This is a genomic window from Mesorhizobium subarcticum, from assembly GCF_055456085.1.
The window spans coordinates 5,570,585-5,596,866 of record NZ_CM144237.1; the positions used below are offsets into that span (position 1 = coordinate 5,570,585).

At 61.1% G+C, this 26,282-nt stretch carries 26 protein-coding genes and 2 tRNA genes; 11 read left to right on the top strand and 17 right to left on the bottom strand.

Annotated features, from left to right (window positions below; genetic code table 11):
- Nucleotides 1–160 precede the first annotated feature (160 nt).
- On the top strand, nucleotides 161–406 hold the full coding sequence (locus ACZYHG_RS27365) for a zinc-finger domain-containing protein (protein WP_015318409.1): 246 nt from the start codon (nucleotides 161–163) through the stop codon (nucleotides 404–406).
- Nucleotides 407–425: 19 nt separating this feature from the next.
- Nucleotides 426–1,664, top strand: coding sequence for an FAD-dependent monooxygenase (locus ACZYHG_RS27370; RefSeq protein WP_464611218.1), 1,239 nt, complete (start codon nucleotides 426–428; stop codon nucleotides 1,662–1,664).
- A gap of 40 nt (nucleotides 1,665–1,704) precedes the next feature.
- On the opposite strand, the gene ACZYHG_RS27375 is transcribed toward ACZYHG_RS27370, so the two are convergent.
- From ACZYHG_RS27375 to ACZYHG_RS27395, 5 genes are all read right to left on the bottom strand, one after another.
- Nucleotides 1,705–2,370, bottom strand: a complete 666-nt coding sequence (locus ACZYHG_RS27375) for a TIGR02117 family protein (protein WP_464611219.1) — start codon at nucleotides 2,368–2,370, stop codon at nucleotides 1,705–1,707.
- Between the two features lie 116 nt (nucleotides 2,371–2,486).
- The gene (locus ACZYHG_RS27380) at nucleotides 2,487–3,236 is read right to left on the bottom strand and encodes an amino acid ABC transporter ATP-binding protein (RefSeq protein WP_031240865.1); all 750 of its coding nucleotides are present in this window, start codon (nucleotides 3,234–3,236) and stop codon (nucleotides 2,487–2,489) included.
- A 137-nt stretch (nucleotides 3,237–3,373) separates the two neighbouring features.
- Nucleotides 3,374–4,531: an amino acid ABC transporter permease gene (locus ACZYHG_RS27385; RefSeq protein ID WP_464611220.1), complete on the bottom strand. Its 1,158-nt coding sequence runs from the start codon at nucleotides 4,529–4,531 to the stop codon at nucleotides 3,374–3,376.
- Between the two features lie 4 nt (nucleotides 4,532–4,535).
- On the bottom strand, nucleotides 4,536–5,723 hold the full coding sequence (locus ACZYHG_RS27390) for an amino acid ABC transporter permease (protein WP_464611221.1): 1,188 nt from the start codon (nucleotides 5,721–5,723) through the stop codon (nucleotides 4,536–4,538).
- Between the two features lie 63 nt (nucleotides 5,724–5,786).
- Nucleotides 5,787–6,815: an amino acid ABC transporter substrate-binding protein gene (locus tag ACZYHG_RS27395; RefSeq protein WP_027034589.1), complete on the bottom strand. Its 1,029-nt coding sequence runs from the start codon at nucleotides 6,813–6,815 to the stop codon at nucleotides 5,787–5,789.
- Nucleotides 6,816–7,363: 548 nt separating this feature from the next.
- Here ACZYHG_RS27395 and ACZYHG_RS27400 point away from each other — a divergent pair.
- Both ACZYHG_RS27400 and ACZYHG_RS27405 read left to right on the top strand, forming a co-directional pair.
- Nucleotides 7,364–8,545, top strand: a complete 1,182-nt coding sequence (locus ACZYHG_RS27400) for a cystathionine beta-lyase (RefSeq protein WP_464611222.1) — start codon at nucleotides 7,364–7,366, stop codon at nucleotides 8,543–8,545.
- A 227-nt stretch (nucleotides 8,546–8,772) separates the two neighbouring features.
- The gene (locus ACZYHG_RS27405) at nucleotides 8,773–9,852 is read left to right on the top strand and encodes an HPP family protein (RefSeq protein ID WP_464611223.1); all 1,080 of its coding nucleotides are present in this window, start codon (nucleotides 8,773–8,775) and stop codon (nucleotides 9,850–9,852) included.
- A gap of 58 nt (nucleotides 9,853–9,910) precedes the next feature.
- Here ACZYHG_RS27405 and ACZYHG_RS27410 read toward each other — a convergent pair whose 3' ends face one another.
- Nucleotides 9,911–10,801, bottom strand: a complete 891-nt coding sequence (locus tag ACZYHG_RS27410; RefSeq protein WP_464611224.1) for a crotonase/enoyl-CoA hydratase family protein — start codon at nucleotides 10,799–10,801, stop codon at nucleotides 9,911–9,913.
- A gap of 79 nt (nucleotides 10,802–10,880) precedes the next feature.
- Between ACZYHG_RS27410 and ACZYHG_RS27415 the strand changes: the two genes are divergently transcribed.
- Complete coding sequence (locus ACZYHG_RS27415) at nucleotides 10,881–11,465, top strand: TetR/AcrR family transcriptional regulator (RefSeq protein ID WP_464611225.1); 585 nt, start codon at nucleotides 10,881–10,883, stop codon at nucleotides 11,463–11,465.
- 84 nt (nucleotides 11,466–11,549) lie between these two features.
- Entirely contained in the window at nucleotides 11,550–12,239 is a 690-nt protein-coding gene (locus tag ACZYHG_RS27420) for a hypothetical protein (RefSeq protein ID WP_464611226.1), read from the top strand.
- Here the strand turns inward: ACZYHG_RS27420 and ACZYHG_RS27425 are convergent.
- From ACZYHG_RS27425 to ACZYHG_RS27450, 6 genes are all read right to left on the bottom strand, one after another.
- On the bottom strand, nucleotides 12,177–13,046 hold the full coding sequence (locus ACZYHG_RS27425; RefSeq protein WP_464611227.1) for a tetratricopeptide repeat protein: 870 nt from the start codon (nucleotides 13,044–13,046) through the stop codon (nucleotides 12,177–12,179). The genes ACZYHG_RS27420 and ACZYHG_RS27425 overlap by 63 nt on opposite strands.
- 15 nt (nucleotides 13,047–13,061) lie before the next feature.
- On the bottom strand, nucleotides 13,062–14,288 hold the full coding sequence (locus ACZYHG_RS27430) for an anion transporter (RefSeq protein ID WP_464611228.1): 1,227 nt from the start codon (nucleotides 14,286–14,288) through the stop codon (nucleotides 13,062–13,064).
- A 136-nt stretch (nucleotides 14,289–14,424) separates the two neighbouring features.
- Nucleotides 14,425–15,387 (bottom strand): glycosyltransferase family 4 protein, encoded by a 963-nt coding sequence (locus tag ACZYHG_RS27435; protein WP_464611229.1) that lies wholly within the window; start codon nucleotides 15,385–15,387, stop codon nucleotides 14,425–14,427.
- Nucleotides 15,388–15,605: 218 nt separating this feature from the next.
- Nucleotides 15,606–16,394 carry a GGDEF domain-containing protein gene (locus ACZYHG_RS27440; RefSeq protein WP_464611230.1) on the bottom strand — a complete coding sequence of 263 codons (789 nt, stop codon included), beginning with the start codon at nucleotides 16,392–16,394 and terminating at the stop codon, nucleotides 15,606–15,608.
- 186 nt (nucleotides 16,395–16,580) lie between these two features.
- Complete coding sequence (locus ACZYHG_RS27445) at nucleotides 16,581–16,802, bottom strand: hypothetical protein (protein WP_027034578.1); 222 nt, start codon at nucleotides 16,800–16,802, stop codon at nucleotides 16,581–16,583.
- A 284-nt stretch (nucleotides 16,803–17,086) separates the two neighbouring features.
- Nucleotides 17,087–17,163: transfer RNA gene (locus ACZYHG_RS27450), tRNA-Pro, on the bottom strand.
- Nucleotides 17,164–17,287: 124 nt separating this feature from the next.
- Between ACZYHG_RS27450 and ACZYHG_RS27455 the strand changes: the two genes are divergently transcribed.
- Nucleotides 17,288–17,593, top strand: a complete 306-nt coding sequence (locus ACZYHG_RS27455; RefSeq protein WP_464611231.1) for an ETC complex I subunit — start codon at nucleotides 17,288–17,290, stop codon at nucleotides 17,591–17,593.
- A gap of 46 nt (nucleotides 17,594–17,639) precedes the next feature.
- Nucleotides 17,640–17,716: transfer RNA gene (locus ACZYHG_RS27460), tRNA-Arg, on the top strand.
- A gap of 407 nt (nucleotides 17,717–18,123) precedes the next feature.
- Here ACZYHG_RS27460 and ACZYHG_RS27465 read toward each other — a convergent pair.
- The 3 genes from ACZYHG_RS27465 to ACZYHG_RS27475 all read right to left on the bottom strand — a co-directional run bounded on the left by ACZYHG_RS27465 (nucleotide 18,124) and on the right by ACZYHG_RS27475 (nucleotide 22,095).
- Nucleotides 18,124–20,691: a cation-translocating P-type ATPase gene (locus tag ACZYHG_RS27465; protein WP_464611232.1), complete on the bottom strand. Its 2,568-nt coding sequence runs from the start codon at nucleotides 20,689–20,691 to the stop codon at nucleotides 18,124–18,126.
- Nucleotides 20,692–20,772: 81 nt separating this feature from the next.
- Nucleotides 20,773–21,498: a universal stress protein gene (locus ACZYHG_RS27470; protein ID WP_464611233.1), complete on the bottom strand. Its 726-nt coding sequence runs from the start codon at nucleotides 21,496–21,498 to the stop codon at nucleotides 20,773–20,775.
- Nucleotides 21,499–21,627: 129 nt separating this feature from the next.
- Nucleotides 21,628–22,095 (bottom strand): DUF2231 domain-containing protein, encoded by a 468-nt coding sequence (locus ACZYHG_RS27475; RefSeq protein WP_464611234.1) that lies wholly within the window; start codon nucleotides 22,093–22,095, stop codon nucleotides 21,628–21,630.
- An 826-nt stretch (nucleotides 22,096–22,921) separates the two neighbouring features.
- Between ACZYHG_RS27475 and ACZYHG_RS27480 the strand changes: the two genes are divergently transcribed.
- The 3 genes from ACZYHG_RS27480 (at nucleotide 22,922) to ACZYHG_RS27490 (ending at nucleotide 23,940) form a co-directional block, all read left to right on the top strand.
- Entirely contained in the window at nucleotides 22,922–23,344 is a 423-nt protein-coding gene (locus ACZYHG_RS27480; protein ID WP_464611235.1) for a hypothetical protein, read from the top strand.
- Between the two features lie 147 nt (nucleotides 23,345–23,491).
- Nucleotides 23,492–23,764, top strand: coding sequence for a hypothetical protein (locus ACZYHG_RS27485; protein WP_464611236.1), 273 nt, complete (start codon nucleotides 23,492–23,494; stop codon nucleotides 23,762–23,764).
- The gene (locus ACZYHG_RS27490; protein ID WP_464611237.1) at nucleotides 23,761–23,940 is read left to right on the top strand and encodes a hypothetical protein; all 180 of its coding nucleotides are present in this window, start codon (nucleotides 23,761–23,763) and stop codon (nucleotides 23,938–23,940) included. Before ACZYHG_RS27485 ends, ACZYHG_RS27490 begins: the two co-directional genes overlap by 4 nt.
- A gap of 127 nt (nucleotides 23,941–24,067) precedes the next feature.
- Here the strand turns inward: ACZYHG_RS27490 and ACZYHG_RS27495 are convergent, their stop codons facing one another.
- On the bottom strand, nucleotides 24,068–24,715 hold the full coding sequence (locus ACZYHG_RS27495) for a response regulator (protein WP_464611238.1): 648 nt from the start codon (nucleotides 24,713–24,715) through the stop codon (nucleotides 24,068–24,070).
- A complete protein-coding gene (locus ACZYHG_RS27500) occupies nucleotides 24,712–26,106 on the bottom strand; it encodes a sensor histidine kinase (protein WP_464611239.1) in 1,395 nt (464 codons plus the stop codon). The genes ACZYHG_RS27495 and ACZYHG_RS27500 overlap by 4 nt, the downstream gene beginning before the upstream one ends.
- Nucleotides 26,107–26,282 lie beyond the last annotated feature (176 nt).

Genomic DNA, 26,282 nt, shown 5'->3' on the forward strand with positions numbered 1-26,282 from the left:
GACGCATGATCCGTCGCGGAATCGCTTGGCATCCGCGGTCACACGCTTAACCGGCTCAACTTATCCTCTGACAGGCTTTTGCGACAGTTTCATTTCATCGATCTTGCAAAGAGACCTGTTATGATCCAGATGCATGCGAGACTGCGTTAAGGAGACGACGATGGCAGGCGGTTCCATTCCCCATTTCCAGAACGATGCGGGCCACCCGGCAATCGACATCGGGGTCAAGGAATTCATGTGCACGGGGGCCAATCCGCCTTTCGACCACCCGCATGTGTTTCTCGACATGGGCGACGACAATGAGAAGGTCTGCCCCTATTGCTCGACGCTCTATCGCTATTCGCCGAAGCTGAAGGCGACGGAAACGCTGCCGGCCGGGTGCCTCTACATCGACCAGGCCGCCTGATTCTTTCGCGACAGACCTGATGGACGAAAAGCGCTCCCGGCAAGTCATCATCGCCGGGGCCGGTGTTGCCGGGCTGACTGCGGCCGTCGCCTTCGCCGAACGCGGCTATGCTGTGCAGGTTTACGAACAGGCACAACGGCTCGAAGCCGTGGGTGCCGGCCTCCAGCTTTCTCCCAACGCGACACGCATCCTTCGCCAGCTTGGCGTGCTCGACCAGCTGCTGCCGGCGGCGGTGCGGCCGGAGGCTGTGGTGCTGAAGGACGCAAGGACGCTGCGTCAACTGGCGCGCGTGCCACTCGGGCAAGCGGGTGAAAGCCGCTGGGGTGCTCCTTATCTCGTCGCACACCGGGCCGACCTGCAGGGCGCGCTGATGGCGCGCGTTGCGGAGATGCCTGATATTCGTCTCACTCTCGGAGGGCGCGTCGAGAAAATTGCTACTGGCAGCCATGGTGTCACCGCGACTGTCGAGATCGGCGGCAAGACGGCAGAGGAACAAGGCTCCTTGCTGGTCGGCGCCGATGGCGTCTGGTCGTTGGTGCGCGCGCTTGTCGATTCAAAGAGGATGGCATCGCCAAGAAGCCGCTTTTCAGGAGCGTTGGCCTGGCGCGCCACGGTCGCAGCCGACAGCAGCGCTGGGCAAGCCTTTGCCGCGATCGGTGCGGTCGATTGCGTCACGACGTTTCTGCATCCGGGATTCCACATGGTCGCCTATCCCGTCAGCAAGGGTGATGCCTTCAATCTCGTGGCCTTCACCAAAGGCGAGCGCATCGCCGACGGCTGGTCCGGCCATGCCGATCCCGGCATCCTCGCCGGCGCCATGCGGGGCACCGCGCCAGGTCTCGTAAAGCTGGTGGAACTGGCCGGCCCGTGGCTGACCTGGCCGCTCCACACGGTCGAACAGACGCAGCCCTGGACCACGTCGAACGGCATCGTACTGATAGGCGACGCCGCGCATGCGATGACGCCGTTCGCGGCGCAAGGCGCGGCGATGGCGATCGAGGATGCGGCCACACTTGCGGGTGTCATTGCCGACTTCCCTGGGGATCAAGCAAGAAATCTTCAAATCTGGGAAAATCTGCGAAAGCCTCGTGTCGCCGCGGTTGCTCGTCGCGGCGCCGTCAACCGCATGGCCTGGCATGCCGCGGGTCCGGTGGCGATTGCCCGCAACCTATTCCTGAAAATGCGCTCCTCGGACAAGCTCGCAGCTGATCTCGACTGGCTTTATGGCTGGCAGCAACAGAAGATCATCCCGCGCTGAAGCGAGGGCATGGTGCAAGAGACGACCGGATGCGCCGAGATCAGTCATACAACCGCATCGACAGCCCCAGCGAAACCGGCAGCGGGTTCCACCAGCCGGTCCGCAGGCCGGCTGTACGCAGTGCGGCGGCGGTCCAGGTGTTGCAGCCGACCAGTGCATTGAAATGGCCGTTGGCTTCGAAGAAGCCATCGAAATTCGAATAAGCAGCATTCGGGATATGGATCGGACCACCCGGTCCCTGCTGAAAGCTGGCCTGGATGAAATCGAGCAGTGCCGTGAACTGAATGTCACCAATATCGAAGCCGGCGACATCCGGATGTGATTGGTCGATATCACCGGCGATATCGACATGCATGACCGACGTGTCGAGAGTCAGTGCCTTCATCACCGGTACGGCCTTCAGCTGCGACCAGGTCGGCGTTTCCAGATAGAAGGCGCGGCCGCCCCAGCCAAAGATGATATAGCGCACCTCAGGGATGTCGGCCGGGATACCGGCCTCGACCAGAAAATGAAAGCGCTGGCGCACCGCATCGTCGACCGGAATGGCGATGTCGGTATGGATCGGGTTCTTCAGCACCAGGATATGACGCGTCGCTGATTTGTCACCCGTCGTTTGCCAGAGCGGGCGTGGCACCAGAGTGCCGAGCGTCAGCGCGAGCGCAACCGCAATCAACAACAGACCAACAAAACGGCCGAGCTTTTTCATCAATGGCGGCCTTGCAAACGCATCCGGCGCGACACGATCCGCCCGCCTCCTGCCTACCCATACGCAAAAGAGCCCGGCACTGTTTCAGCCGGGCTCTCCTCAGTTCACTGAAAGGCCTAGTGCAGGATCTGGCTGAGGAACAGTTTTGTGCGCTCATGGCGCGGATGGTCGAAGAACTCGGCCGGCGTGTTCTGCTCGACGATCTGGCCCTGATCCATGAAGATCACCCGGTTGGCGACCTTGCGGGCAAAACCCATTTCATGGGTAACGCACAGCATGGTCATGCCTTCTTCGGCCAGGCCCACCATGGTCTCCAGCACTTCCTTGATCATTTCCGGGTCGAGCGCCGAGGTCGGCTCGTCAAACAGCATGATACGCGGGTTCATGCACAGCGAGCGCGCAATCGCCACGCGCTGCTGCTGGCCGCCCGAAAGCTGGCCGGGATATTTGTTGGCCTGCTCCGGGATTTTCACGCGCTTGAGGAAATGCATGGCGATTTCCTCGGCCTGTTTCTTCGGCGTCTTGCGCACCCAGATCGGCGCCAGCGTGCAGTTCTCCAGGATGGTCAGATGCGGGAACAGGTTGAAGTGCTGGAACACCATGCCAACCTCGCGGCGCACCTCGTCGATCTTCTTCAGGTCGTTGGTGAGTTCCTTGCCGTCGACGATGATCTTGCCCTTCTGGTGCTCTTCCAGCCGGTTGATGCAGCGGATCATGGTCGACTTGCCGGAGCCTGACGGCCCGCAGATGACGATGCGCTCGCCGCGCATCACCTTGAGATTAATGTCCTTCAGCACATGGAACTCGCCATACCATTTGTGCATGGCGATGATGTCGATGGCGACATCGGTGGTCGAGATGTGCATCTTGGCGGCATTGACCTTGATCTCTTCCGCGCTGACGGCATTTTCGGTGGCCATGACAGGGTCCCCTTGTTTTTTTGTCTTTGGTTATGATGCATCTCGTTATCCCAAAACCGCAATGCACTTTTGGGCGACACGCATCAGCGTTTGTGGCCGGTGTCGAGCCGGCGTTCGGTGTACATGGAATAGCGCGACATGCCGAAGCAGAAAAGCCAGAACACGAAGGCGGCGAAGATCAGACCCGACTTGGCCGTCTGAGCCGTCGCCCAGTTGGCGTCGGAGAAGTTCTGCTTCACGATGCCAAGCAGGTCGAACATCGAGATGATGGTAACCAGGCTGGTGTCCTTGAACATGCCGATGAAGGTGTTGACGATGCCCGGGATAACCAGCTTCAGCGCCTGCGGCATGACGATGAAATACATCTTCTGCCAATAGCCGAGGCCGAGCGAATCGGCGCCTTCATATTGACCCTTGGGGATTGCCTGCAGGCCGCCGCGCACCACTTCGGCCATATAGGCGGCGGCAAACAGCGACACGCCGATAAGCGCGCGCAGATACTTGTCGAAGGTAACGCCCGGCGGCAGGAACAACGGCAGCATGACGCTGGCCATGAACAGAACGGTGATCAGCGGAATGCCGCGTACGGCTTCGATGAAGATGACGCACAGCATCTTGACGATCGGCATTTTGGAGCGCCGGCCAAGCGCCAGCACGATGCCAAGCGGCAACGACACGACGATGGCCACGAAAGACAGCGACAGCGTTACCAGCAAGCCGCCCCAACGCGCCGTTTCGACATGTTCCAGGCCGAACACGCCGCCCACCAGCAAGAAGAACGCCACAACGGGTAAACCGACAATCAGCAACAGGGCGTTGAGGCCCTTGCGCGGCACGCTCGGCATCAACATCGGCACCATAAGCACGACGAGCAATACACCAACCAGAATCGGCCGCCAACGTTCCTCGATCGGATAGGTACCGAACATGAACTGGCCGAACTTGGCGTTCACAAAGGCCCAGCAAGCGCCAGACCAGCCGTCCGGCTGAATTCCGCCTTGCGTTACCGTGGCGCATACGGTCCGGTTCGGCCCTGTCCAGACAGCGTTGATAAAGGCCCAGTTGATGATCTGCGGCAGGATCATCACCACCAGCGCGATACCGATTATGGTCATAATGGCATCGCCCGTCGAGGCGATCAGGTTCTTGCGCACCCATGCGCCGAGACCAGTCACGCCAGCTGGCGCCGGTTGCGCCAGCATCATTTCGGTGCGTACCCAGGACATATCATGTTCTTGCATGTCCTTACCTCTCCACCAGCGCCATTTTGGCATTGAACCAGTTCATCAGCAGCGAGGTCAGAACGCTGATGGCCAGATAGATCACCATCATGATGACCACGCATTCCACAGCCTGACCGGTCTGGTTGAGCACCGTTCCGGTCGTCGCAGTCAGGTCGGGATAGCCGATGGCGATGGCGAGCGAGGAATTCTTGGTCAGGTTGAGATACTGGCTGGCCAGTGGCGGAATGACGATGCGCATGGCCTGCGGCACGACCACCAACCGCAACGCCTGGCCGGAACGCAGGCCAAGCGCCGCCGAGGCCTCGCTCTGGCCCTTGGCGACGCCGCGAATACCGGCGCGCACGATCTCGGAGATGAAAGCGGCGGTGTAGAACGAAAGCGCCAGATAGAGCGACAGAAACTCCGGCTTGACCACGAAACCGCCGCTCAGGTTGAAGGTCGACTGCTTGGGAAAATCGAAGGTCACCGGAAAGCCGCTCAGCACATAGGCGAGCAGCGGCAGGCCGACAATCAGCGCCAGCGATGTCCAGAACACAGGGAATTGCTGGCCGGTCGCCATCTGCCGTTGATGCGCCTTGCGGGCGACGAACCACGACATGGCGATGCCGACAAGCAGACCGACCAGAATCAGCCAGGAGCCGTCACCCCAGATAGCGCGTGGGAAATAGAAGCCGCGTTGGTTGAGGAAGGATCCGAAAGGCAGATGAATGCTTTCCTTCGGCGTCGGCAGCACGGCCAGCACGCCGGAATACCAGAAGAAAATGACCAGCAGCGGCGGGATGTTGCGGAACACCTCGACATAAACGGTGCAGATTTTCTGGATCAGCCAGTTTTTCGACAGCCGGCCGATGCCGACGATGAAACCGATGATGGTGGCGGTGATGATGCCGACAAACGCGACGATCAACGTGTTGATCAAGCCGACAATGATGGCCCGGCCATAAGTGGAGTCAGACGTATAGGCGATGGGCGTGTCAGAGATGTCGAAACCGGCGCGGCCCCTCAGAAAGCCGAAGCCGGAGGCAATGTGGAGGTTGGTGAGGTTGACGATGGTGTTGTGGACAATCCACCAGACACCCGACACCAGCAAAGCAACGACCAGGCATTGATAGAAAATGCTGCGGACTTTGGGATCGTTTATAAGAGAAGCGCGACTTGGCGCCTCGCGAAGAACTTCCTGCGATGCCATGCGACCATCCCCTGGAAAGAGAAACCGGGAGGCAGACGATCTGCCTCCCGGATCACATTTCGGTCAGCGGATCGGCGGAGCGTATTGCAGGCCGCCCTTGGTCCACAGCGCGTTGATGCCGCGGGCGATCTTGAGCGGGCTACCCGACCCGACATTGCGGTCGAACAGTTCTCCGTAATTGCCGACGGCCTTGACGATGTTGACGACCCAGTCGTTGGAAACGCCAAGATCGGTACCGATCTTGGTGTCGGCTTCCTGGCCGAGCACACGCTTGATCTCCGGGCTGGGCGAGTTCTTCATCTCATCGACATTGGCCTTGGTGATGCCGAGCTCTTCCGCCTGCAACAGCGCAAAATAGGTCCACTTGACGATGTGGTACCACTGGTCGTCGCCCTGGCGCACTGCCGGGCCGAGCGGCTCCTTCGAGATGATCTCAGGCAGCACGACATGATCGGCAGGTGAAGCCAGCGTCAGGCGGATACCGTAAAGGCCCGACTGATCGGTTGTGTAAACGTCGCAGCGGCCCGCGTCATAAGCGGCGTTGACCTCTTCAAGCTTCTCGAAGACGACCGGATTGTACTCCATCTTGTTGGCCTTGAAGTAGTCGGCGAGGTTGAGCTCGGTGGTCGTACCGCTCTGCACGCAGACGGCGGCGCCCGAGAGCTGCAACGCGGAATTGACGCCCGGCAGCTTCTTGGCATTGATCATGAAGCCCTGGCCGTCATAGTAGGTGACGCCGACAAAATTCAGGCCAAGTGCGGTGTCGCGGTTGATGGTCCAGGTGGTGTTGCGCGACAGGATGTCGACCTCGCCGGACTGCAAGGCGGTGAAGCGCTCCTTGGCGCTGAGCGGCGTGAACTTGACCTTGGTGCCGTCACCGAAGACAGCGGCGGCCACAGCGCGGCAGAAATCCGCATCGATGCCTTGCCAGTCGCCCTTGTCGTCCGGCGCCGAGAAGCCGGCCAGACCAGTCGAGACGCCGCACTGGATGAAGCCCTTCGCCTTGACGGTGTCGAGCGTCGTAGCCGACGCGGCCGACGCCATCAATCCAAGCGTAGCGGCGCCAAGAATGCCGATAGCAATATGTTTCATGACCCACAGACCCTTTTCTCTGTTTTCAGGCAAACCCTGATTCTTTTTCCCATGTGAACGCAGCTCCCATCCCGGCCCATTCCCGGAACCCCGCATCGTAACCGACGCGCCGCCTCCCATTCACGAATGGCATCGAAGGCGATAATTCCCGTGAGGTCAAGGGAAATGACCGAATCCGACCGCGTTTGAAAATCGATTGCCTGAAATGCCTGAATTGCAGACAAACGCACCCGCGATTTAGTCAGAAACGCCAATAAAGTCGGCAAAGCTCACTGCCCAGCCAATTGGGCATTGTCGGTGTAATCCGCGTGCCGCAATTACTCTTCGTTACCGCTGTTCGTGCGATGGATTTGTGTGAACAGCACTGTTCTTTGCTTGGCCAGGCGCAATCGGAAGTCGGCGTCTGAAGAGGCAGAGGCGCAGCCCGACAACGGCCTTTGCCGAAGAAATTGGCACATCAGAAGTCCGTTTCCTGGCGGGCGCCATGCTGTTGCGCGACCAATGCCGCCGCACTATGGCTAACGGCTTACCAGCAGAGGCAATAACGAATGGCAAAAGACGGCAACGAGCAGGTTTCCGGCAAAATGGGCATCAACACGCGGCTTGCCCATTCGGGTAACAACCCGCACGACTATTTCGGCTTCGTCAATCCGCCTGTCGTGCACGCCTCGACCGTGCTGTTTCGCAATGCAGCCGCAATGGCGGACCGCAACCAGAAATACACCTACGGCACGCGCGGTACGCCGACGACGGACGCCCTTGCCCATGCCATTGACGCGCTGGAAGGCTCGGCCGGCACGATCGTGGTGCCGTCCGGGCTTGCGGCGGTGACCATTCCGCTGCTCGCCTTCGTGTCGGCGGGCGATCATCTGCTGATCGTCGATAGCGTCTATCATCCGACCCGCAATTTCGCCGACACGATGCTGAAGCGGCTCGGCGTCGAGGTGGAGTATTATGATCCCCATATCGGCGCCGATATCGCCGCCTTGATCAAGCCCAACACCAGGGTCGTGTTCACGGAATCGCCGGCCTCCAACACCTTCGAAGTGCAGGACATCCCGGCCATCGCCAAGGCGGCGCATGCGGCCGGCGCCATCGTGATGATGGACAACACCTGGGCGACGCCGCTCTACTTCCGGCCGCTCGACTACGGTGTCGACATCTCCATCCACGCGGCGACGAAGTATCCGGCCGGCCATTCCGACGTACTGCTCGGCACGGTCTCGGCCAATGAGAGCCACTGGAAACAGCTCTATGAGAGTTTTTGCACGCTTGGCTGCTGTGCTGGACCTGACGATGTCTATCAGGTGCTGCGCGGCCTGCGCACCATGGGCGTGCGCCTGGAGCATCACCAGCGCAGCGCGCTTGCCATAGCATCGTGGCTCGAAGGCCAGAAGGGCGTAGCGCGCGTGCTCCACCCTGCCCTTGCCAGCCACCCGGACCACGATCTGTGGAAGCGCGACTTTTGTGGCTCGAGCGGCATCTTTTCCATCGTGCTTGCTGGCGGCGGCCAGAAGGAACAGCACGCCTTCCTCGACGCGCTGCGGATCTTCGGGCTCGGCTATTCCTGGGGCGGCTATGAGAGCCTTGCCGTGCCGGTTTGGCTCGGCGACCGCGTCGTTGCGAGGGCCCCTTATGAAGGCCCGTTGATCCGCCTGCAGATCGGCCTCGAGGATGTCGACGACCTGAAGGCCGACATCCTGCGCGGGCTGGCTGCAGCCGCCGGATGATGATGGCGCAACCGGGCTAACTGCCGCACAGAGTCAGCAAACGGCCGCAAGGCCTTGACGCTGATGACAAAGCGCAAGCCGCTCGCCGCATCCCCGCAAGGTGCTGCGCGCACTATTATTCTCCCGGGCCGTTACTTTGCGGATTTGTTTGACTTTCAAATCCGCGGGTTCGGCAGCATTGCGTACTGCACGGCATCCCGACCAATCCATTTGTCATAAAGCTTGCCATGGCCTTTCGTCTTTTTGTTCCCATCCTTGCCGGCGCAACGCTGCGCGAGCGGCTGCTTGCCTGTATAGGGGCGACGATCGGCATCGCGCTGACTGGCGTGATCAGCGGTCTGGCGATGGGCGGCGGCCCGCATGTGGCCCTGCTGGTGGCGCCGATGGGTGCCTCCGCCGTACTTCTCTTCGCCGTGCCCGCGAGCCCGTTGGCGCAGCCATGGTCGATTATCGGCGGCAACTCCATATCGGCGCTGGTGGGTGTGACCGTGGCGCATTTCATCCATGATCCGGTCATTGGCTCGAGCCTCGCGGTGGCGCTCGCCATCGCGGCGATGTCGTTCACGCGCTGCCTGCATCCGCCAGGCGGAGCGGCAGCACTGACGGCGGTGCTCGGCGGGCCGGCCGTTGTCAGCGCCGGCTTCCTGTTTCCGTTCGTGCCGGTGGCCTTGAATTCAATCATCCTGGTCGCGCTGGGCTTCCTTTTCCACAGGCTGGCGCGGCGCAACTATCCGCATGTCGCCGCACCCGCCACCAACAGCCACGGTACCGCCGATCCGCCGGCGCTGCAGCGCGTCGGCTTCCGGCCCGAAGATATCGACGCGGCGCTGACCACGCTCGACGAGAGCTTCGACATCGACCGCAACGACCTCGAACGGCTGTTGAGACAAGTCGAACTGCAGGCCATGGTGCGCTCGCACCGGACGCTGCTGTGCGACGACATCATGTCCCGCGACGTGATTTCAGTGGCTGAGGGCGCCACGGCCGACGCGGCGCGCCAGCAGCTGCTCGATCACAACATCCGCACCTTGCCGGTGATCGACGCGGATGCCCGGCTGGTCGGCGCGGTCGGCCTGCGTGAGCTGACCAAGGCCACCGACACGGTGAAGAGCGTGATGTCGAAGGCCGGCGCCGCCTCGCCCGAGACGCCCGCGATGAGCCTGCTTCCGGTTTTGACCGACGGCCGCAGCCATGCCGTGGTCATCGTCGACGGCGAGCGGCGCATTCTCGGCCTTATCACGCAGACCGACCTTCTGGCCGCGGCAGCACGCGTGCAGGCGGCAGACAAAGGATCGGCGGCAGCTTAGGATATCGAAGCCGATTGAGCAGCACCTCTTTGGAGGACGCGGGCTCTTCCGCCGGGCATCAAGGGCCAAGTGGCGGTGACGGTGACTTGATCCGTGAGCCAGGCTGATCGCGTGCAGCCGAGGCTCGCCTGCCCTCGTCCGGCCGCGTGATATGTCTCCACGAGCCGTCGTAATTTGGCTTTCGCCGCTCGATCCAGGCGTCGATCCCTTCGCGCAAGTCAGTGGTCGGGGCCACGCGCGCGAACTGTTCGGCTTCGACCAACAGGCCTTCGGCGATGCTCAGGTTGAGCCCACGCGCCACCGCCGTAAGGATGCTTGCGACCGCTGGTCCGGAGTGCCGAAGGATGCGCCTGGCCAGATCAAAGGCCGCCGGCATCAGATCATCATGAGGCACGACCTGGTTGACAAGGCCGAGTTCGAGAGCCCGCGGCGGCGGAAACCAGTCGCCGGTCAAAAGCAGCTCCAGCGCCCGCTTGCGCCCGGCCAGCCTCGGCAGGCGTTGCGTTCCGCCAAAGGTCGGCGGCATTGCAAGGTTGATCTCGGGCTTGGCGAACAAGGCTCGGTCGCTGGCAATGGCAAGCGGCACGGCTTCCGTGATTTCGCAGCCGCCGCCGAAGGCGATACCGTTGACGGCGGCAATTATAGGCTTGCGGAAGGCTTCAAGCCGCGCGGTCAGCCGCTGGCCGCGCATGACGAAGTCGCGCATCGCGACATCCGCGCCACGTGCCACGCTCGCCGAGAATTCGTGGATATCGCCACCCGCCGAAAATGCCCGCTCGCCAGCTCCGGTGAGAATGACGGCGCGGATGCGGTCATCGATTTCAATGTCGTCCAGAACCGCGAGCAGGCGATCGATCAGGGCATAGTTCAGAGCGTTGAGCTTTTCAGGGCGATTGAGGGTAAGGACGGTCACCCCGTCGCGGATGTCATTCAGGACAAGATCGGCCATTGTTCTTCCTTTCCAGGCATGGCGGAAAGGGATCACGCTTTCGATTGCGTGTATATTCACTAGTCGGTATACATGATTGATGTCTGAACCCGTCAGCCCGACCCGGAAACGCATCGTCGATGCCGCAACGAAGCTTTTCTACGCCGAGGGAATCGGTCGCGTCAGCGTCGATGCCATTGCCGAAAACGCAGGCCTCACCAAGCGCACGCTTTACTACCATTTCAAGAGCAAGGACGATCTGGTCGCCGCCTATCTCGATGGTCGCGACCAGCCCAATCTGCGGCAGATGGCCGGCTGGTTCGACGCCGAGGAAGGTGGTGCGGACAGCAAGACCGAGGCGATCTTCACCAATCTGGCGCGGGTCGCGCGCCATCCAAAGTGGAAAGGATGCGGTTTTCTGCGCACGGCCGCGGAACTTGCCTCGATGCCCGGCCACCCGGCGGTCAAGGTCGGAGCGCGTCACAAGTTGAATTTTGAAGCATGGCTGGCCGGCGCCTTGTCCGACCACGGCATCGAGGAACCACAGGCGGTGGCGCGCGAGATCGTGCTGCTGATCGACGGCTCGTTTTCGATCATGCTGATCCACCGCAATCCCGATTATGTCGAAGCCGCGGGACGCGCTGCGGCGACACTTGTCCGGGCGAGATCCCGGAACAACGACTGACTGGCGCCGCTTGGAGCGTGGCCGGCAAGCATGGTATCGCAAGGCCAGGAGGCAGCGATGCGTGTGATTTTCCGATGCGATCCAATGCTGGTCGAGCACTTGCCGCGCCCGATCCTGGCGCGTGGCACGCTGCCGGATTGGCTGCGCGCAATGCCCGCCACCGCCTATTCGGCGATCCATGGCCGCGACATTCGCACGCTCAAGCAGTGCCCGCCGGTGGTTGACGCGATGACCTATGGCTTCATGGTCCTGCTGCCATGCGACGTCGTCGTCGAAAAGGGTACTTTTTCTTGGAGCTGGAATATCCCGGACCCCGTCACTAAAAACCACCCGAGAGCGCCGCTGAGCTTCCATACGCCGGGCCAGCTCGCCGGCAGCCCGTTTGCCAACCCAAGCCTGGCCGCCCTCAAATTCAACAGCTTCTGGACCATTGAGGTCGAGGACGGTTGGTCGCTGTTCGCGACCCATCCGGTCAATCGCGAGGATCTTCCCTTCAGGCTGCTGACGGGTCTGGTGGATTCCGACCGGTTCAGCGATGGCGGCATCAATTTCCCGGCGGTCTGGACGGAGCCCGAATTCTCCGGCGTGCTCCGGAAAGGAACTCCGGTCGCGCAGTGCTTTGCGGTTCCGCGGGCCGCGCCTCAGCTCGAATACGAGGTGTTCGACGAGAAACGGCAGGCATCCTATGCGCAGACGGTCGCGGATGTCCTGTCAACGCCCGGCGTCTACCGCAAGCGCTTTCGCGCCCGGCGGGGGCGCGCCGCCGGCGAGTGAGCGACGCAGCGCTTCCTCATCGAGCCACAGCCTGCCGCTCGGTGCCGATGTGAGCGCCATGGCGATCACGCCGAACGTAGATGGACGCAGACGATAGGCCATCGAATACGCTGCCATGGCCCCGTCGAGGTCGCCGGTTTCCTGCAAGACGACGCCCAGATTGACGGCTGCCTCCGGTGCGTCCGGGTTCATCTCAAGCACCCGTCGATAGGCTTGGGCAGCACCGCCGAACTTGCGCATGTCCTGGCGCACTAGCCCGAGGTCGAACCAGGCAGCCGGATGCCCACCGCCGGCGACGGCGCGTTCGAGGAAGGCTTCCGCCTCCAGCGACTTGCCGCGTCCCCACGCAAGGCGCCCGAGGCGGGCCATTGCCTCCTCGGATTTTGGTTCCCTTTGCAAGGCGAGTGTCCAGGACGCACCAGCCGCCGAGGCATCGCCTGCCTGATCGAGGGTGCGTGCCCGCTCGAGCAGGATCTCCGACTTCGACGATTGCCTTGCCGCGTGATCCAGGAGTTGCAAAGCCGCTTCGAACCGGCCTTCGGCCCGAGCAATCCGGCATGCGAGAATCAAGGCTGGCACATTGTCCGGACGAGCGGCAAGGCTCGCTTCGATGCGCGCACGAGCCTCCGGCAAGTCGGCCCTCGCGAACAGGACCGCCGCCATCAGATGGCAAAGCGCCGGATCGTCCGGGTGCTGCTTCAGGCCCAGCTCACATAAATCCACTGCCTGACCGTGATTGCCGGAATTGAAAGCGGCCACAGCCCGGCGGATCAAATCTCCAGTTTCACCTTGATCGGCGTTCACCATTGCGTTGCCGCCCCTCTAGAACCCCAGCGCCAGCCATGCCGTGCCGGCGATGAGCGTGATCAGCGTCAGCGGCAGCCCGACCTTGAAGAAGGCACCGAAAGACAACGGAGTGCCGGCGGCCTTGGACTGCTCGGCGACGATCAGGTTGGCGACCGAGCCGAGCAGCGTGAAATTGCCGGCGAGCGTCGAACTCATCGCCACCACCAGCCAGGCGCGTTCGGGGTTTTCCAGCCCGGGGATAAACGGCCGCAAGGCCAGCACGGCCGGCACATTGCTCATGATGTTGGAGAGCACCGCGGTGAAACCCGACAGACGCCAGACATCGTCGAGGCCGAGATTCTTGGCCGAGGCGATGAGATCAGGCGTCAGCAGCGTCTTTTCGGCGCCGGCAACGACCACGAACAGACCGGCGAACATGAACAGCAGCGGCCCGTCGATCTCGCGATAAATGCGTTCCGGCTTGATGGCGCGGGTGAGCAGGAGAATGGCGCCACCGATCAATGCGGCCTTGGCAACGGGAACGCCTGCGAAGAAGGCAATTGCCAGCCCGATGCAGACAATCACTGCCTTCAGCACCTGCCCTCGATGCATGCGGCCACGCGAAACTTCTGGGCTCAATTGGGCGGTGCGGGTGAATTCGGCCCGATAGACGATGCGCACGATGATGATGACGGCGACCAGGCCGAACAGGGCGACCGGCGCCAGCGCCGCCGCAAAAGCCGGATAGGAAATGCCCGACAGCGCGCCGATGACCATGTTCTGCGGATTGCCGGTGATGGTGGCGACGCTGCCGCAGTTCGACGCGGTGGCGGTGGCGATCAGATATGGAACCGGGTTGCGGTTGATGACGCGGGTGACATGGACGACGATCGGCGCCATGACCAGGCAGATGGCATCGTTGACCAGGAAGGCCGACAGCACGCCGGTCAGCAGCGTCACCATCACCAAGAGCATGAAGGGTGCGTGTGCGTGCTCGATGGCGATGGCGCCAAGGCCGCGAAAGGCGCCGGAGACCTTCAGATGCGCGACCACGATCATCATGCCGAGCAAAAGCGTGATGGTGTCGAAATTGATTGCCCGGTAGGCATCCTCCATGCTCACCGCGCCGATGGCGATCATCGCGGCGCCGCCAAGCAGCGCTATGCCTGCCCTGTCGAGGCGCAGGCCGGGGATGCGGCCAATGGCGACGCCGGCATAGGTCAGAACCAGGATCAGCAGTGCCGCCGCGCCCATCAATGTCATTGGTAGGAAGTCCTGCTCGATCTGTTGGCCCACCGATGTCGGCCGCCCGGTGGTTTGATTTGCGCGCCAGCTTTAGCGCGATGTTGGAAGCGATGCCAAACGGATTGGGCAAACTGTCGTTCCACGGCTTGCGCCGCTAGCGTCGATAAAAATCCAGCCGCTGTTGCAAAGACTGTGGTGAAAACAGTTGCTCGACGGTCCGCCGCGCCTCTTGGCCCACTCTCGCCCGCAACGCCGGGTCGGCCTTGAGTTCGGCCAGGATCCGCGCCGCCTGTTGCGTCGTCTTGAACAGAAAGCCGTTTTCGCCATGCCTGATATGATCGGCATAGCCGCCATGCGAATGGCAGACCACCGGCAAACCGCAAGCCATCGCCTCGAACACGACGCGGCCGAACGTCTCCACATGCGAACCGGTGCGGTAGTAGAACACGTCGAGCGTCGGCAGGAACTGTTCGGCGGCAAATTGGCCTTCCGGCAGGAGCTCGAGTTGCGGATGCGGCGCGAGCCTGTCCTTGAGTGGCATCCCGCCCTGGATCCGTACTGCATCGCCATCGGCCAGCAAGGACTGATAGAGCGCCAAATCGTCAGGATGATGCTTGTCCGCCGTATCGCGGCTCAACCGCCCGACCGTGAACGGTCCATCCGGCCTGGCCGACCGTGGAGAGAACCGGTCGATATCGATCGGCGATGGATGCACGGCACCTTCGACCTGCAGCAGGCGCCGTTGAAAGTCGGAGATCAGCACCAGTTCGGCATCCGGCCAGCCCAGCAGGCGCGGCATGCGCGTCGTCAGTGCGATGATCTTCGGATGAAAGGTGTTGAAGACGTATATAAGCCGGCGCGGCCGCGCGATCAGGTAAGGCCACGCCTTGTTGCGCCAATGCGCACCAAGAAAGACATATGTGCCGCCGTCCGGCACGTTGCGCGTTGTCGGCGAGACACGGCGAACCGGAAATTGCCGCATCAGTTCGTCGGACACGCGCGAAGAGGTTGCCCACAGACGCACGTGCCGTTCGGCGCCCAACAGCCGATACAGCTCCAGGGTTTCGCGTTCACTGCCGCCAAACGGGTTTTGAAAACCGTTGAACAAATGGATCATGATCGGTGCGTTTGCCTGGCCTTGTCCGGGGCCGTCTCGTCACTCGTTCACCGGCACCAAAAAAGTCGTGGCCGCACTGGCGGCCTGGACGCCCGAAGAGCTCAAGAAAGCAGAAATATCCCTGGCAATGCCTTTACATTACCTGCCGGGAGGAAGCACACCCAAAAGCAAGCGTCAAGGAATCAGCCCCCCAACTGATTCGCTCTGCAAGACTGCGGTCAATGCACCGTGGCGACGCTGGGCTGGGACACCTGTGAGGCTTCCGTCGGGTCGAAACTGACCTGATCGCGTCCGTTCGATTTGGCGGCATAGAGCCGTCTGTCGGCGGCGGAGAATATCGCCTCGTAGGTCGTCGGGCCGCTAAAGCTTGTGCCTCCGATCGAGACGGAGAGCGGACAGGAGCGGCCGCCGGGCGAAAAGTCCATCTCGCGTATCCGTCGGCGGATGGCTTCGGCAACCAGCCAGGATTGCGAGGGGTCGACACCGGGAAGAAACACGCCAAACTCCTCGCCGCCGATGCGGCCGACGATATCGCCGCCGCGCAACTGTCCCTTGATCGCCTGCGCGATCAGCTTGAGCGCTTGGTCGCCACAGTCATGGCCGAGGCGGTCGTTGATCGCCTTGAAGTGGTCGGCGTCGATGATCAGCAGCGCCCCAGAATGGGTTTGCTCCTGCTTGCGGGTCTGCTCGAGATAGGCCTCGACCAGCATGGAGAAGGCGCCACGGTTCAGCACCGCCGTCAGACTGTCGGTCGCGGCAACGATGCTGAGGTCGCGCTGGGCTATGGCCAGCTGGCGGATCTTCCACATGAGGAAAAACAGAAACGATCCGCCCAGCACCAGGGGCAGCATAAGATCTGTCAGTTGCGCCCGCCACACAGCCTCGGGCGAAAGATAGGGGAAATTGAAGGAATCGACGAAAAACGCCACGGCAATGAAGAATGCCGTACCGGCGGCGGTTGCAGCGATCACCCTGCCCCAGCTTGTCGGCGACAGGTCGAGCTTCATTGCGTTCAACTCCGTTAGTCGTCGCTACTATGACGTACCAACGCAAACAAAATGATAAGAGTTTCCTTCAATTCGAGATCAGATGACCAGGAACCGGAGCAGGCTCGCCCGATGGGCTGCCGTGCTCCGGCGATGGAAGCGAGCGCGTTCGCCGAACTTCGGGTAGATCCGGAGAAATCCTTGATATCAGCGGCTGGGCGCCGGTCCACCCGTCTCGACGACGAAGGATGCCGCGATCAGGTCGTCGGCATCCAGTCGTAGCGAACCGTCGCCGGCCCCCATAATGGCGGCGACCTTGTGGAAGGTCTTCATCTCATGGTCGGAAATTTCGGCATCCTGCATTCTGGCCCTGAGTTCAGCGATACGTCGCCCCAACGCAGGGGACGTTCCAATTTCACGTTTCGACATGGCCTGGTTTTCTCCTCCCCCAACCCGCTTTGTTTGCCCCGCCCATTCGCCGGCCGCACTTTGCCTTTTATGAGGCTCCGCGAATACAAGGCCCCGAACGCATGGTGTGGGCTAAGGTTCCAGGCTTCGCGGATCACGAAATAATTCCGGCTCGGCCAAGCCAATGGGCGAAAAGTCGAAACCCAACTCCTCGTTGAGCGGGGTTGTGATGGACAATCAATGACCGGGCGAAAGCACGGGCCGCTGTCGCGGTGGGCGCCTCGATCGCGTGGGATATGAGATGATGGTCGGAGTGGAGAGATTCGAACTCCCGACCCTCTGGTCCCAAACCAGATGCGCTACCAGCCTGCGCTACACTCCGAACGGTCTGTTGCCTATTCATTTCGGTGTTACATGGCAAGTGCAAAAACCTTGCCGACATGCGCATTGCGCAGTAATGACGGGCGAAGGGTGGCGATGCCGCCTTGGATAATAACGAGGTGGCCATGTCCGCGCGCATTTTCAGCCCTGCCAAAACCGCAATGCAGTCCGGCAAGGCCAAGACTGGTCAATGGGTGCTGGAATTCGACCCGGAGATGCGCAAGAAGATCGATCCCCTGATGGGCTACACGACCTCGGGAGACATGAAGAGCCAGATCAGGCTCACCTTCGACACGAGGGAAGAGGCAGTTGCCTATGCTGAAAAGAAAGGGCTGACCTTCCGTGTCGAGGAGCCAAAAGAGACCAAGCGCCGCCAGATTTCCTATGCGGAGAATTTCCGCTATGACCGCAGGACGCCCTGGACGCATTGATCGGCGGCCAGCGCCAAGTATCCAGCCGGCCCAGTGGCCGGCCAGCGGTCCCGTAGCTCAGCTGGATAGAGCACCGGCCTTCTAAGCCGATGGTCACAGGTTCGAATCCTGTCGGGATCGCCAGCATTTCCGGGACTTGTGCCTCTGATTGGAAATGAGTTGTGTCTAGCTCCAAGTTTCCGTATCGGCACCATGTAGGCACGCCCCCAACTCAATGGGTGTTCACGCAAGAATGATCACCTTGGATCGACCGTCTGCGGCCGAAAGATTCCCGACCCCGGAAGGCGGCGGGCTTCCCGCATGGCTTCTGCCGATTTGTCCAAAAGCGCACGCAAGTTCACAGCCCGCTGCTCGTCGCGATGCGCCTTCCGGAAATGGATAGAGCGTGATCCGCAGCGGCCAGGGCAATGCGAAGTGTTGACGAACGCTTGCGGTGAGAAACGAGACGATGTCTCGTAACATACAGTTCTTCGAAAGGATTCATTTCTCGTAAACTGAGCCACATTCCGCCTCCCATCGAGAATCTGCTTCTAGCCCTTCAGTTGCTTGCGCCAGAGTGGCTTCAGCAGCTCCAGGCATGCCAACACGGCAAATCCCGCCGCAAGCGTCACTGCCAGGTCGTTGAGATGCAGCGGTCCGAAGCGGAAGAGGTCGGTGGCGAACGGCCACAGGAGTGTCCCGCTCAGCGTTGAAGCGACGACCACGACAACAATCATGAGCGATCGATTGGGCCTGGTGATCGCGGTCAGAAGGGATGCGCTGAAGGAGCGATTGACAAAAATCAGCCCCACGATTGTCAGCACCAGCGAGAAAAATATCAGGGCTCGGATTTCGTTCTCAGCCATGCCCTGCTTCAGGGCGACAAGATAGATGCCCGCGAGAAATGCGAAGGCGAGCGTCCCCTGAACAAGCCCCCACCCGATCAAGGCGCCAGAAAACAAAGGTGCATCCGGGTTGCGAGGCGGACGGCGCATCACATCGTCTTCTTCGGTTTCAGCCTCGAAGACCAGCGAGCACACCGGATCGATCACCATCTCCAGAAAGGCGATATGTATTGGCCCGAACAGGATTGGCAGGCCAAACAGCAGGGGCAGCAGCGAGAGACCGGCAATCGGCACGTGGACGGCGAAGATGAATCCCATTGCCTTGCGCAGATTGTCGAAGATGCGGCGCCCAAGCCGAACGGCTTTGACGATCGAACCGAAATCGTCGTCGAGCAGAACGATCGCCGACGCTTCGCGCGCGACGTCTGTGCCACGACCTCCCATGGCAATGCCGATATTGGCTGCCTTGAGCGATGGGGCGTCGTTGACCCCGTCGCCAGTCATGGCAACGATTTCACCATTCGACTTCAAGGCGCTGACGATGCGAAGCTTCTGTTCGGGCATGATGCGCGCGAACACTGTCGCGGTTTTCACGCGCAAAGCCAGCTCCTCGTCATTGAGCGCCTGCATCTCACTGCCGGTCACGATGCTCTCGGCATCGAGGCCGGCCTGGCGTGCGATTACCTTGGCGGTTGCCGGGTAGTCGCCGGTGATCATCATCACCCTGATGCCAGCTGAACGCGCGTCGCTTACGGCATATGGGACACTTGCGCGCAGTGGATCGGTCAGGCCGACAAGTCCTAGGAACTCAAATTTGAAATCGTGTTGCGTCTCCGGCAAGGCGCCGCCGCGACGGGATACACGGGCCACGCCGAGCACTCGCAATCCTTCGGTCGCCATGGCTTCGACGGAGCTTTTCAAGGCTTTCAAATCCTTTGCGTTCAGATGGCACAGCGCCCCGATCGTTTCCGGCGCTCCCTTTGCCGCAACCAGCGAATTCCCATGGCCTCCTGTCGATTGCCAGACGTTCGACATCGCCAGCAGTCCAGGTCGAAGCGGATAGCCGCGGACCAGCTCCCAATCCGGATTCTCCAGTATCTTGCGTTTGGACAGCCGTTCCTTGGCGAGCTTGTGAAATGCGATCTCCATGGGGTCGAAAGGAATCTCGGCACTGGCAAGCACTCCGATCTCGGTCAGATCGGCGAATGCCGCCGGCAGATCGGTGCCCGGGTTATCCGCCATCCCAAACGACTTTCCATCCGCCGTCCGAAGTTCGGCGATCGTCATGCGGTTCTCGGTGAGAGTTCCTGTCTTGTCGGTGCAAAGGATCGTCGCCGAACCAAGGGTTTCGATCGCCGCGGCCCTGCGGGTCAGGACGCGCGCCTGTGATATGCGCCACGCACCCATGGCCATGAAGATCGTGAGCACGACGGGAAACTCTTCCGGCAGCATGGACATGCCGAGCGCGATGCCCGCGAGCACGGCGTCAAGCCATCCGCCACGCAGAAACCCATAAAGCAAGACGGCGACGACGCTGACCGCGCTGCCAACCATTGCGAACGTGCGTACAACACGTCGCATCTGCGCCTGCAATCGCGGCGGTTCGGTCTCCATTGAACTCAGCGAGTGCCCTATCTTGCCGATTTCGCTCCGTGGCCCCGTCGCCGAGACTTCCCCTATGCCCGAGCCACGGACGATCAGCGAACCCGAGAATATGAAAGGCAGGTCGTCGCCGCCTGGCCGGCGTTCGGTCAGTGGCGCGGCGGTGTCGGCGGCGATCTTTCGAACAGGTACGGATTCACCAGTCAAAAGCGATTCGTCGCACTGAAGGTCCTGACTCTGCAGCAGCGTGGCATCGGCCGGCACCCGGTCACCCTCGCCAAGCACGACGACGTCACCCTGGACAACTTCTCGACCCGCAATGCGCTTGCGTTCACCACCGCGTATGACCAGGGCGCGAGGACTTGTGAGATCACGCAGCGCTTCCAGGACACGCTCGGTGCGTGTCTCCTGTATGATGGTTATGCCGATCGACATCGTGGCAAAGGCCAGCAGGATCAGCGCTTCCTCCAGGTTGCCCAGAAGCAGATAGACAACGCCGCCACCAAGCAGGAGCGCAAGCATCGGCTCGCGAATGACCTCAAGAGCAATCCGCAACGGCGTGCGTCGGTTGGCCCTCGGCAGTTCGTTGGGCCCTTCGGCAACCAACCTGGTTTGCGCCTCGGTCTCTGAAAGGCCGTGAAACGTATCCGCCGTCGAGATAGCTTGTGGCATGTCAACTCACTCTGGCGGTCGTTCGGCCAATGCCATGGCCTGTTCTTCGCCTGCACGGGCAGACTGGCAACAAGGCGTAATTTAGTGAGACAAAAGGATGGGAAGTCTGAGGTCGCTCAGGACACCTTCGGTCGCACCACCCAGAACAAAGTCCCTGACACGGGAGTGACCGTACCCACCCATGACCAGCAGATTCGCGCCCATCTCCAGAGCGCAATTCTGGAGCGTATTGCTTATTGGACCTGCTTCGGCCCTGATGGAAACCGCGGTAGCGGGGAGTCCACGAGCCACAAGTCCAGAAGCGAGGCGCTCGCCGATATCTTCGGCTTCGAGGGTCTTTTCCCCAACAACGGTCATGACCGTCACCGTCGAAGCGCCATTCAGAAACACTTGCGCATCGGCGACTGCACGGGCTGCGACACGGCTGCCATCCCACGCGATAGCGACATGGTTTATTGCACCCGCTGTCGCAACTTCGGGGAGAAGCACCATGGGCCGACCGGAACCGAACAGGACAGCCTCGGATACCATCCGAACCGTCTGATTCTTTGGCACCCAGCCGACAAGAGCCAGATCGAAATAGCGGGCCTTTGCTGCTGCGGCCTCTCCCATCAATGCCGGCGGAGCAGCAATCTCCTCTGTGGTCAGCGATAATCCGACCACCGAGGCCTCCTTGGCAAGCGCGGTGAGGAGATCCAGCGTGTGCTGGCGGCTGGCAGCCTCGGCTTCACGGATCATTTGAGGAAGGTTCATCAGAAATTTTGACAGGGCATTCGACACATCCGGAATGTCGACGTTGATGGCCATAGCATGAAGCGCGCTGCCTATCTGGTGAGCGAACGCAACTGCGTTCTGCGTGGTCCTCTCGGTGTTCGAGTTCGGGGTAAGTGACGAGAGGCAACAGGCTCAATCTTTGCATGGAATGACCCTTTGCCATTATCCGCCGACCACGCCCTTGGCGACGTTCACGCCGAGATCGTAGACCAGGATGCCGCCATAATAGGCGGTGACCGTGACCAGGACGGACCCGGCAAGCTCAATCACCGGAACGGCGACAGCCATAGCCCCGATGCCGCGATTGCGAACCCATAGGCCCAGGCGGACGATACCCCAGATGAAGAAAGCCAGCGCGGTGAGGCCGCCCAATCCCTCGTGCATCTCTGCCACCGGGCTGCTGAAGCCGCCGGATTCCGCGACATCCAGCGCCAGCCCGCCAAGATACCAGGTTACAATGGCGAACAGCCCGGCAGCCACGGCAAGGCCCGTCGAAATCGTGCCGGCACCGCTTCGCACTGTCATGTCTTGGCGCCGCGAGAGGGCGATAATGTCGATCAACGTGACCGTGAAAATGATGACGATTGGAAAATGCACGAAGATCGGATGGATATGCTGAATGAGCGGCATGAGTCTTGAGACCTTCCTTTGAAAATCAAACTGGAAATTGCTGAGGCTGAAATTGCGGACATCTAGATCGAAATAGCTCGGCGGCAGAGCCCGAGCCTTGACCTAGGACAAGAAAGAAATTGAACGATGTTTGCGCGAGTCAGCTAAATTAACCACCGCCTAACGCAACGCGCGAACGGTGGATAAGTTCACCACGCCATCAGGTAGGTGGAACCAAAGCGATCAATTCTGCATCCCGCTTTGTTTGGAAGCTCAGCATTTGCTTGCGCCTGATGCAAGGCAGCAGGCGCACACTCTGCTCCCCTATAAGCGGAACACGCCGCGAAGATCTTCCTTGGCAGAATGTCGGCCGGATTTTCGGAAATGAGGTTGAACAGCCTCGCGCCAGACCATCACCACTCCGTTACAGCAGCACGCGCTACGCTTCGGAAGGTGGGCCAGCACATGCGGTTCGTACCGCCTTTGTCAGGACAAGCCCGACGCCCAAAAAGACAGCCTCCATCGAATAGAACTATCGGGAATGCCGGGTGCGTTTGCCAAGCGGTTTGCAAACAGGCAAGTTGTATCAGCAAAGATGGTTGCGGGTGGCATCGGGTCATCCGCCCCCGGGGGATCTCTGCCTGCCGGCGAGAAATGGACAATCCTTGGCTGTGTCAAGCCTAAGACCTAGGTCCGATTTTGGGCGCTAAATGGTCCGAGCGACAAAGGCATGAGTCTTGGGCCACTATCGCCCGCCGGCCGATCTAGCGAATGCTCCTCCTGTCAACAACGCCGGTTCAGTCTTGCAAAAGGCCGTCCCAGAAAGACCGGCAAAAGGAGGACCAAGATGCGCAAACTGTCTTTGACTCGACTTTGCTGGCTCGCTTTAAGGGCTTCATCAGCGCTGGCTTTGACCGTCGCACCCTACCATCTTACGTTTGACGGCGCCGGCATCGCTAAGGTGGTGTCCGCCAGCGCCCACGCAGAGAGTGAGGGCGGTGGGGGCGGTGGCGATGGCGGTCATGATGGCGGCGGCGGTGATGGTGGCGGCAGCGGTGGCGGCAGCGGTGGTAACAGTGGTGGCCATGACGGCGAAGGCCATGATGGTGGCGACGACGGCGACAGTGATAGCAGTGGCAGTGGCAGTGGCAGTGACGACGGCGCCGGCCACGACGCCGGTGACGACAATGGCGGCGGAACAACGACCGGCGGTGGCGCTGACGACGATGCCAACGACGACGACACTCCGCCGGTGGCTACGACGCCCTAATCTGGCAGGACGATAGAAAAATGAATACGCCGTCGTTGACCCGAATTTGCTGGTTCGTCCTACGGGCATCGACGGCGTTGGCCCTCACAGTCGCGCCCTATCGTGTCAGTTTCGACTGTACCGCTGGTATCGGTCCTGCAAACGCCCATGCCGAGAGCGGCGGTGGCCATGACGGTGGTGGCCACGGCGGTGGCGATGGTGGCCACGGCGATGGCGATGGCGGTGGCGGCGGTAGCGGTGGCGGCGACGGTGGTGGCGGCGGCGACGGTGGCGGCGACGGTGGTGGCGGCGGCGACGGTGGTGGCGACGGTGGTGGCGGCGGCGACGGTGGCGGCGGCGACGGTGGTGGCGGCGGCGGCGGTGGCGATGGTGGCGGCGGCGATGGTGGTGGCGATGGCGGCACCGGCAACGTCCACGTGAACCCCGCGACTGGCGACAGCGTCAGCATCCATGGCACGGCCATCCAGGTTGTGCACCCCGATGGCTTCAGGGAAAGAGTTGAAAACGGCCGCTTTGTGATGGAGGACACGCTCGGCCGCACCATCGTCAACCGCGCTGCTACGGCTGCTGATCTGGCACGCCTCAAAGGGCTGTAAGAGCCAGGGTTTTCCCAGAGTTGTGAGAGCGGAGAAGTTTAGTAAGGCAACACTCGTTTCTCACCTCACCCCTGCCTCCGGGCGGGGGTGAGTTCTCTCGCCGACAAGCGATCGGAGGACACCATCTTCAGCCGAAGTTATCCTTGATCTGTTGCATCAACAGCGCAGCCTCCGTGCGATTTCGTACATCAAGCTTCGACAAAACTTGTGTCATGTGGTGCTTGACCGTCTTTTCCTGCAGCGCCAGCCGCCCGGCAACTTCCTTGTTGCTCAACCCCTCCGCTACCAAGCGCAGGATCTCTGCCTCACGCTCAGTGAGTTGGCGGATGCGATCGACCTTGCGGTCACCCGGTTGCAAAAGGTCAGACAACATTCTCGCCGACAGGGTCGGAGATACATACCTTTCGCCAGCCGCGACGCCGTGGAGGACCTCCGCCAGCATCTTCGAACCGACCCCTTTCAGCACATAGCCGCGCACGCCTGCGTTGAGCGCCTGGGTGACATTGGAATTGGCCTCCGACACGGTCAGCATGACGATCTTCTGTTGTGGGCTGGCAGCCAGGATGCTCGCCACAGCGGCAAGCCCACCGCCCGGCATGCTGATATCGAGCAGAAGAACGTCGGGTTGCTTCGCCTGGACCAGTCGCTCTGCATCGTCCGCGCTGGCACCTTCGCCGACCACTTCGAAGCAGCCGATCTCACCAAGGCTGCGGGCGACACCCTCGCGAAACAGTGGATGGTCGTCGACAATGGCTATGCGAATGGTTCCGGTCATGGCGTCTCCTCCAAGGACAAAGTGATCGCCAAGCGCGTGCCATGCGGGCTAGACGCGATCTCGAAATGTCCACCAATGCTTTCGATGCGTTCCCTCAATCCCGCAAGGCCGAGGCCTCTGCTTTGAGCTGGATTGAAGCCTGAGCCACCATCCGACACCTCGACGAAAAGCTTGCCGGCCTTCGTGCGGGCTTCGACGGCCTGGTCCTTGCCTTTCGCATGACGCCAGGCGTTGTTCAGCCCTTCCTGGACGAACCGATAAATGCTGATCTTCTCTGACGGGCCCAGCGTCGGCACGCTGGTGGGAAGTGTCAATGAGACCGAGGTTGCGGTCCGGCGTTCATGTTCGGTCACGGCCAACCGCAGTATGTCCAGGACGGCTGCTGTTTCGATCTGCGGCAGCACTAAGCCATTGCAGATGCCGCGTATCTCGCGCATCGCCTCGTTTAACGTCTTGCGGATACTTTCAATCTCAGCTTCGCGCGTTTCGATCGACATCTCTCCATCGGCCAGCAGCGGGCTGTCCATGCGTAACGCCGCCAGTGCCACGAGCTGTGCGGGTCCGTCGTGCAGGTCCGCACCAATGCGCCTGAGATACCGCTCATTGATTGAGGTGGCGCGCCGCGACGCGCGCTGGACACGCCGGCGCAGCGTTGAGTTTTGTGACAACAATTTCAGCAATTCGGCAACCTTTGCCTCGAGTGACACACGCTGCGCCTCGATGGTGCGGCTGCCGCGAAAGACAATGCCGGACAGAAGTGCCAGTGCAGCTACCGTGGCGCCCGCGACCACCGCCCAGCTTGACCAGAAAGCAGCGCTCAGCGTCGACTGGAAATCGTCGGACAATTCGTAGAATTCGGAGACCGCGACGGCTTCGCCCGACCACGGTTCGCGTACCGGATTATAGATTTCAAGCAATGGACCGCCTGCCACCCTTCCATCCTGGGCTTCGGCTTCGTCGAGCTGGTTGAACTCGGCGACAACATTCCCGCTGAAGGCGGCAATCAGATTGGCGTTCGGCTCGAACGCATGGCCAATCAGCGCCGCATTTTTGGCGTAAAGCACCATGCCGTCGCGCCGCCACAACTTGAACGAGGCCAGCCGCTTGCCGAGCCGACCCTGGCCGAGTGTCTCGTCGAGCGCCCGTTTAACGTTGTCGCTGAGATCACCGCCCTTGCGCATGTCCGGCAAAAGTGGCGCGATCACGCTGTCCACATAGAGCGCCGTTGTGGCGGCGGAATTGCGGATCACGCCTTGGCGGATTTGTGAGGTTACCCACAAGCCTGCAACCAGCATCGCCGCCAGCAGCACAAAACCGCCCGCAATAAAGAATTGTAAGGCCAACGACAGCCTGTTCCAGAGCCGAAGGTATTCCTTAAGCAATCGCGCCATCCATCCGTAATGGCACCGATCATAAGCCGCTAAATGCCTGTTGCATCGGTCTTAAGTCTCGCCTTGGGGGAGACTTAAGTCGGGCTATGCCTGCTGAGCGGATCGCCCGGTCATTAGTCTCTATCGATTTCATAGGTCTTGGCCCCAGCCAAGTTTTGTCTCGTAAGACAGATACC

What these genes read in the sequence shown, in the direction of transcription:
- ACZYHG_RS27365 (WP_015318409.1), top strand. Translation starts at nt 161, where the DNA reads ATGGCAGGCGGTTCCATTCCCCATTTCCAGAACGATGCGGGCCACCCG.
- ACZYHG_RS27370 (WP_464611218.1), top strand. Translation starts at nt 426, where the DNA reads ATGGACGAAAAGCGCTCCCGGCAAGTCATCATCGCCGGGGCCGGTGTT.
- ACZYHG_RS27375 (WP_464611219.1), bottom strand. Translation starts at nt 2,370, where the DNA reads ATGAAAAAGCTCGGCCGTTTTGTTGGTCTGTTGTTGATTGCGGTTGCG.
- ACZYHG_RS27380 (WP_031240865.1), bottom strand. Translation starts at nt 3,236, where the DNA reads ATGCACATCTCGACCACCGATGTCGCCATCGACATCATCGCCATGCAC.
- ACZYHG_RS27385 (WP_464611220.1), bottom strand. Translation starts at nt 4,531, where the DNA reads ATGCAAGAACATGATATGTCCTGGGTACGCACCGAAATGATGCTGGCG.
- ACZYHG_RS27390 (WP_464611221.1), bottom strand. Translation starts at nt 5,723, where the DNA reads ATGGCATCGCAGGAAGTTCTTCGCGAGGCGCCAAGTCGCGCTTCTCTT.
- ACZYHG_RS27395 (WP_027034589.1), bottom strand. Translation starts at nt 6,815, where the DNA reads ATGAAACATATTGCTATCGGCATTCTTGGCGCCGCTACGCTTGGATTG.
- ACZYHG_RS27400 (WP_464611222.1), top strand. Translation starts at nt 7,364, where the DNA reads ATGGCAAAAGACGGCAACGAGCAGGTTTCCGGCAAAATGGGCATCAAC.
- ACZYHG_RS27405 (WP_464611223.1), top strand. Translation starts at nt 8,773, where the DNA reads ATGGCCTTTCGTCTTTTTGTTCCCATCCTTGCCGGCGCAACGCTGCGC.
- ACZYHG_RS27410 (WP_464611224.1), bottom strand. Translation starts at nt 10,801, where the DNA reads ATGGCCGATCTTGTCCTGAATGACATCCGCGACGGGGTGACCGTCCTT.
- ACZYHG_RS27415 (WP_464611225.1), top strand. Translation starts at nt 10,881, where the DNA reads ATGTCTGAACCCGTCAGCCCGACCCGGAAACGCATCGTCGATGCCGCA.
- ACZYHG_RS27420 (WP_464611226.1), top strand. Translation starts at nt 11,550, where the DNA reads ATGCTGGTCGAGCACTTGCCGCGCCCGATCCTGGCGCGTGGCACGCTG.
- ACZYHG_RS27425 (WP_464611227.1), bottom strand. Translation starts at nt 13,046, where the DNA reads ATGGTGAACGCCGATCAAGGTGAAACTGGAGATTTGATCCGCCGGGCT.
- ACZYHG_RS27430 (WP_464611228.1), bottom strand. Translation starts at nt 14,288, where the DNA reads ATGACATTGATGGGCGCGGCGGCACTGCTGATCCTGGTTCTGACCTAT.
- ACZYHG_RS27435 (WP_464611229.1), bottom strand. Translation starts at nt 15,387, where the DNA reads ATGATCCATTTGTTCAACGGTTTTCAAAACCCGTTTGGCGGCAGTGAA.
- ACZYHG_RS27440 (WP_464611230.1), bottom strand. Translation starts at nt 16,394, where the DNA reads ATGAAGCTCGACCTGTCGCCGACAAGCTGGGGCAGGGTGATCGCTGCA.
- ACZYHG_RS27445 (WP_027034578.1), bottom strand. Translation starts at nt 16,802, where the DNA reads ATGTCGAAACGTGAAATTGGAACGTCCCCTGCGTTGGGGCGACGTATC.
- ACZYHG_RS27455 (WP_464611231.1), top strand. Translation starts at nt 17,288, where the DNA reads ATGTCCGCGCGCATTTTCAGCCCTGCCAAAACCGCAATGCAGTCCGGC.
- ACZYHG_RS27465 (WP_464611232.1), bottom strand. Translation starts at nt 20,691, where the DNA reads ATGCCACAAGCTATCTCGACGGCGGATACGTTTCACGGCCTTTCAGAG.
- ACZYHG_RS27470 (WP_464611233.1), bottom strand. Translation starts at nt 21,498, where the DNA reads ATGGCCATCAACGTCGACATTCCGGATGTGTCGAATGCCCTGTCAAAA.
- ACZYHG_RS27475 (WP_464611234.1), bottom strand. Translation starts at nt 22,095, where the DNA reads ATGCCGCTCATTCAGCATATCCATCCGATCTTCGTGCATTTTCCAATC.
- ACZYHG_RS27480 (WP_464611235.1), top strand. Translation starts at nt 22,922, where the DNA reads ATGCGCAAACTGTCTTTGACTCGACTTTGCTGGCTCGCTTTAAGGGCT.
- ACZYHG_RS27485 (WP_464611236.1), top strand. Translation starts at nt 23,492, where the DNA reads ATGCCGAGAGCGGCGGTGGCCATGACGGTGGTGGCCACGGCGGTGGCG.
- ACZYHG_RS27495 (WP_464611238.1), bottom strand. Translation starts at nt 24,715, where the DNA reads ATGACCGGAACCATTCGCATAGCCATTGTCGACGACCATCCACTGTTT.
- ACZYHG_RS27500 (WP_464611239.1), bottom strand. Translation starts at nt 26,106, where the DNA reads ATGGCGCGATTGCTTAAGGAATACCTTCGGCTCTGGAACAGGCTGTCG.